A 2,526-nucleotide genomic window follows, 5' to 3' on the forward strand; every position below is an offset into this window, starting at 1 on the left:
GCCCAAGGGCCTAAACGGAAACCGGCGGGCTGAACGCCCGAACCTCGCTGGTGGCGACCAGGCGCTGCAACGAGCCGGGTGCGGCGCCGCCGATCCAGCCGAGCACGGAGCGGGCGAGATCGGAGCCGGCCAGGCGGAAGTTCTCGTTGACGACGAGCAATTCCGGCCGGAACAGATGCAACAGGTCCGACGACTGCTTGGACACGACATCGACGTCGCGGCCAAGCTTGAGGCCGGCATCCTCGATGCCGGCGACGATCGCCAGTGTCGCGGCGGCAGCGCTGCTGACGAAGCCGTCCGGCCTGTTCTCGCGGCGCATCACCTGCGCGGTCCTGGTCCTGATCTGCTCGATCGTGTGATCGATGGAAACGGTGTTGAACGGAATTTCGCTGGCTCCGACCTCGCTCAGCGCATCGGCAAAGCCGTTCAGCGTGTGGCCATAATAGGTCAGCCCGGGCGGCGGCGACAGAAGCGCCAGCTTGTGCCTGCCCATGCTCGCCAGGCGGCGCACGGCCTCCATCGCGAAAACATGGTTGTCGAAGTCATGGTAGGGATGGACGAGGCCCATGTCGGTGCGGCCATGCGTGGCAAAGGGCATGCCGTGCTCGAGCATGTAGCGGGCGCGCGGATCGTTCGGTTGGGTGCGCGAAATGATGACGCCGTCGGCCGAGCCGGTCTCGACGAGATAGCGGATCGGCTCCATCGGATCCTGCGAGCGGGAATAGGGCGTGACGATCAGGTGATAGGGCGTTTCGGCGAGCACTTCCGAAACGCCGTAGATGATGTCCGAGACAAAGCTCATGATCTCGCGGTCAGTGTTGAGCACGAGGCTGATGACATTGGTCCTGCCGGTGCGCAGACGCACGCCGGCGCGGTTCGGCCGGTAGCCGATCTGCTTGGCGACGAGCTGGACGCGGCGCCTGGTTTCGGCGCCGATTTCCGGGGCATCCTTCAAGGCGCGTGACACGGTGGTGACGCCGAGCCCGGTCATGAAGGCAAGCGTCTTCAACGTCGGCCGTCCCTGTGCCGAGGTCTCCCCGCTCTTGTCCGTACGCTGTCTGTCCATTCGTCCCGCCCGTCAGGCGCATAGCAGCCGCGAGCCATGTCGGCAATCGCCGTCATGGCGATACGATATGCGTTCCAGCCCCGGTAAAGTCTCAATATACTGAAACGTTACAGATTGCCATATCGAGTTACATGTCCCTCGCCCACGAGGTGGATGGTTCTTTTGCGAAACGCTTGGGATTCCAGGAGAAATTGCCTCTGCCGCCGCCTTTTTGCCCGTATCAGGCGGCATTTCGGTGTTTGCGCCGCAGCAAACCATGCTGCAGTGCATGAGAAGCGCGATCATCCATGCGAATTTGTTCGCAGCCCGAAAAAATATCGAGGGTGCTTCGTTGATGGGTTGCACAGCCCGCGCAATTGCCGTATCGAAAATCTGTAACGTTTCAGATTCTGGGAGGAGCCGAAATGCGATACAGATTTTTGACCGCTGCGCTGGCAGCGACGGCCGGGTTGCAGTTTGCCGGCCATGCGGCCGCGACGGACCTGGAAGTCACCCATTGGTGGACGTCGGGCGGCGAGGCGGCGGCGGTTGCGGAACTTGCCAAGGCATTCGATGCGACCGGCAACCACTGGGTGGACGGCGCCATTGCCGGCTCCGGCGGCACGGCGCGGCCAATCATGATCAGCCGCATCACCGGTGGCGATCCGATGGGCGCCACGCAATTCAACCATGGCCGGCAGGCGGAAGAGTTGGTGCAGGCCGGCCTGATGCGCGACCTCACCGATGTCGCCACCAGGGGCAAGTGGACTGATGTCGTCCGGCCGAAGAGCCTGCTCGACGGCTGCACCATCGACGGCAAGATTTATTGCGTGCCCGTCAACATCCATTCCTGGCAGTGGTTGTGGCTGTCCAACGAGGCCTTCGAGAAGGCCGGCGTGCCGTTGCCGAAGGACTGGAATGAATTCGTGGCGGCAGCGCCGGCGCTGGAAAAGGCCGGCATCATCCCGCTCGCCGTCGGCGGACAGGCCTGGCAATCCTCCGGTGCCTTCGACGTCCTGCTTGCGGCTGTGGGCGGCACGGACACGTTCCTCAAGGTCTACAAGGACAAGGATGCCAAGTTCGCCGCCGGGCCCGAAGTCGCCAAGGTCTTCAAGGCCGCGGACGATGCCCGCAAGATGGCGAAGAACACCAATGTGCAGGACTGGAACCAGGCGACCAACCTGGTCATCACCGGCAAGGCCGCTGGCCAGATCATGGGCGACTGGGCACAGGGCGAGTTTCAGGTTGCCGGCAAGACCGCGGGCAAGGATTACACCTGCCTGCCAGGCCTTGGGCTGAACGAGGTGATAGCCACTGGCGGTGACGCCTTCTACTTCCCGCTGCTCAAGGATGCCGACAAGAGCAAGGCGCAGGAGGTGCTGGCCGAGACGCTGCTCGATCCCAAGACGCAGGTTGCCTTCAATCTGAAGAAGGGATCCCTGCCGGTGCGCGGCGACGTCGATCTCAATGCGGCCAACGAC

2 protein-coding genes are annotated in these 2,526 nt (G+C 63.3%); one reads left to right on the forward strand and one right to left on the reverse strand.

The genetic code is table 11. The features are described from left to right. Positions 1-10 precede the first annotated feature (10 nt). Positions 11-1,066: a LacI family DNA-binding transcriptional regulator gene (locus EN939_RS29535; RefSeq protein WP_127271211.1), complete on the reverse strand. Its 1,056-nt coding sequence runs from the start codon at positions 1,064-1,066 to the stop codon at positions 11-13. Between the two features lie 404 nt (positions 1,067-1,470). Between EN939_RS29535 and EN939_RS29540 the strand changes: the two genes are divergently transcribed. After that, a partial coding sequence (locus tag EN939_RS29540) for an ABC transporter substrate-binding protein (RefSeq protein WP_164751324.1) occupies positions 1,471-2,526 on the forward strand: 1,056 nt, incomplete at its 3' end.

Origin of the sequence: Mesorhizobium sp. M7A.F.Ca.CA.002.05.1.1 (assembly GCF_003998335.1) — a bacterium.
Taxonomy (GTDB): Bacteria; Pseudomonadota; Alphaproteobacteria; order Rhizobiales; family Rhizobiaceae; genus Mesorhizobium.

What these genes read in the sequence shown, in the direction of transcription:
- EN939_RS29535 (WP_127271211.1), bottom strand. Translation starts at nt 1,066, where the DNA reads ATGGACAGACAGCGTACGGACAAGAGCGGGGAGACCTCGGCACAGGGA.